The 3,159-nt window shown below is 64.4% G+C and carries 1 protein-coding gene; it reads right to left on the bottom strand.

Going from position 1 to position 3,159, the window contains the following annotated elements:
* Window positions 1–3,159: condensation domain-containing protein (locus ACT86A_RS27360; RefSeq protein WP_445095107.1), on the bottom strand; the 3,159-nt coding region annotated here is incomplete at both ends.

The raw sequence follows: 3,159 nt of genomic DNA, 5'->3' as shown, positions 1-3,159 counted from the left end.
CACCTCATCGGCGCGGGTAACCCGATGGCTGGTGATCGACACCGCCGCCTCGGTCGGACCGTAGAGGTTGAACAGTTCGGTGCGCGGGTAATCCCGCAGCAACCGCTGCGCGACCGAACCCGGCAAAGCTTCACCGATCGCCAACACCCGCCACAACGAACTCGGCATTCCCGCCGTCAACAAAGCGTCCAGCATCGACGGCACCACATGCAGCGTGGTCACCCACTCGCGCGCCATCAACTCGTTGAGATACGCCGGATCGCGATGACCATCCGGTGACGCGATCACCAGCCGACCACCACACACTGCCGCAGACCAGAACTCCCACACCGACAAATCGAACGTCGCCGCCGTCTTCAACAGGATCGCGTCCGCGGCGTCGAGACCGAATTCGATGGTCTTCCACTGCAACTGGTTGGCGATCGCGCCGTGCGCCACCGCCACGCCCTTCGGGCGACCGGTCGAACCCGATGTGAAAATCACATACGCCGTGTTCTCCGCCCGCAACGGTGCAACCCGATCAGCATCGGTAACCGGAGTCGCCGCCACACCCGACAGATCCAGATCATCGATCCGCACCACCGACGCGAAATCCGTCTCGAACTCCGCGGCCGCGTTCGTCAGCACACACACCGGTGCCGCTGTCTCGAGGATGTAGCCAGTGCGCTCAGCCGGATGATCCGGGTCGAGCGGAACATACGCCGCACCGGCTTTCGCCACCGCGTACATGGCGACCACGAGATCCATCGAACGGCGGATCGCCAGGGCAACCCGATCCTCGGCACCGATACCCTGCCCGATCAGATATCGCGCCAGCCGGTTCACCCGGGCATCCAACTCGGCGTAGGTCAGCTCTACCCGCCCGGCACCTGCCGGATCGTCACCGACGATTGCCACCGCCCGCGGATCGGCCGCGACCGAGGCGTCCAGTAGCGATACCAGCGTGGCGGAGGTGTCCACCAGCCGTTCGGTCGCATTACGCCCGGAGAGCAGCTCCGTCCGCTCGGTCGCGCCGAGCAACTCGAGGTCACCCACCGCAGTACGCGGCGCGGCGATGATCCCACCCAGCAAACGCTCGAACCGATCCACGAAACCTCGCACCGTCGCGCGGTCGAACAGATCGGTCGCGTACGTGAAGAACCCCGTGATGCCCGCCGGCGCGCCCGCGTCGTCGTAACGGTCGGTCACGATCAGATGCAGATCGAACTGCGACAACCCGGCATCGACATCCAGCCCCGACACACGCAACCCCGGCAACTCCAACGCCGCCTGCGCCAAATTCTGGAACGACAAACCCACTTGGAACAACGGATGCCGCGCGGTCGAGCGCACCGGATTGAGCACCTCCACCAGACGCTCGAACGGCACATCAGCATTGGCGAACGCCTGAATATCCGTCTCACGCTGGCGAGCCAATAGATCGGTGAACGGCTCCCCCGCCTCCACCCGGGTGCGGAACACCAGGGTATTGACGAACATCCCGATCAAGTCATCCAGCACCGCTTCACCGCGGCCCGCCACCGGCGTACCGATCGCGATGTCCGTAGTCCCCGACAGCCGGGCCAGCAACACCGCCAACGCGGTGTGCGCCACCATGAACAGCGTCGCGCCCTCCGCACGCGCCAACTCCATCAAGCCCCGATGAGTCCCGGCGTCCACCCGCAACTCGACCTTGCCACCCGCAAGCGACCGCGCCACTGGACGCGACCGATCCGACGGCAAATCCAACTGATCCGGCAAACCAGCCAGAGCCTGCTGCCAATAGGCAACCTGCCTGGACGCCAACGACTCCGCATCATCGTCGCTACCCAACAGCTCACGCTGCCAGACACTGTAATCCGCATACTGCACCGCCAACGGCGCCCAATTCGGCGCCTCGCCCGCCGACCGCGCCGCATAAGCAATCATCAAATCCCGTGTCAGCGGACCCACCGACGACCCATCACCAGAAATGTGATGCACCACCATAGCCAGCACATAGTCCACCGGCTCGGCATCAGCGAGATTCTCCGATCGCGGACCAGCCGAGCCTGCGGGCAAAACATGGGAGCCGGCTCCCACATCAGCGAAATTCGATGTATCTCCGGCAATCTGGAACAGCGCGACCCGCACCGGAACCTCGGCGGTCACATCGAAAATCGTCGAATTCAGCGCCACCACGGCGGATTCGATCTCCGTCGCCGCGACCACCCGGACCTCCAACCGCGGCACCGCTCGAGCCGGCGGCAGAATGACCTGCACCGGGCCGTCCTCGGTCTGCGGATAAATGGTGCGCAAAATCTCGTGCCGCACCACGAGGTCCGACACCGCCTGCTGCAATGCGGCAATATCGAGCGCCCCCGTCAGCCGCACTGCGATCGGCACGTTGTACGCCGCGGATTCGGTGTCGAATTGGTTCAGGAACCACATCCGCTGCTGCGCCAAGGACAACGGAATCCGCTCTGGCCGCGGACCAGCCACCAAATCCCGGCGGCCACCTGCTCCCGTATGCCGTTCGGCCCGAACGGCCAGTCCCGCGACGGTAGACGCTTCGAACAGCCACCGCACCGGCACCCTGGTGTCCAATGCCTTACCGATCCGCGCGGCGACCTGCGTCGCCAACAACGAATTACCACCCAACGCGAAAAAATCATCATCCGCGCCCACCCGCTCCACACCCAACACCCCAGCAAACACCGACGCCACAATCTCCTCGATCGGCGTCGACGGCGCACGAAACACCTGAACCTCGAACTCCGGCTCCGGCAACGCCCTCCGATCCACCTTGCCATTCACACTCAACGGCAACCCCTCCAACACCACAAACGCCGACGGCACCATGTACGACGGCAAACCCGCCGACAACACAGACCGCACCCCCGCCACATCCACACCCGCATCACCGGGAACCACATACGCGACCAGACGATCACCAACCCTCGGATCCGACTTCGCGACCACCACCGCCTGCGCCACCGCAGGCAGCGCCAACAACGCCGCCTCCACCTCACCCAACTCGATCCGGAAACCACGAATCTTCACCTGAAAATCCGAACGACCCCGATACTCGAGCTCACCCGCCGAATTCCACGCCACCACATCACCCGTGCGATACATCCGCACACCCCACTCGAACGGATTCGCCACAAACCGATCCGCCGTCAAATCGGCACGACCGAA

This window comes from Nocardia glycosmidis, from assembly GCF_052545115.1.
Note: the sequence above shows the minus strand (reverse complement) of the source record. Positions and strands in the feature narration are given on the sequence as shown.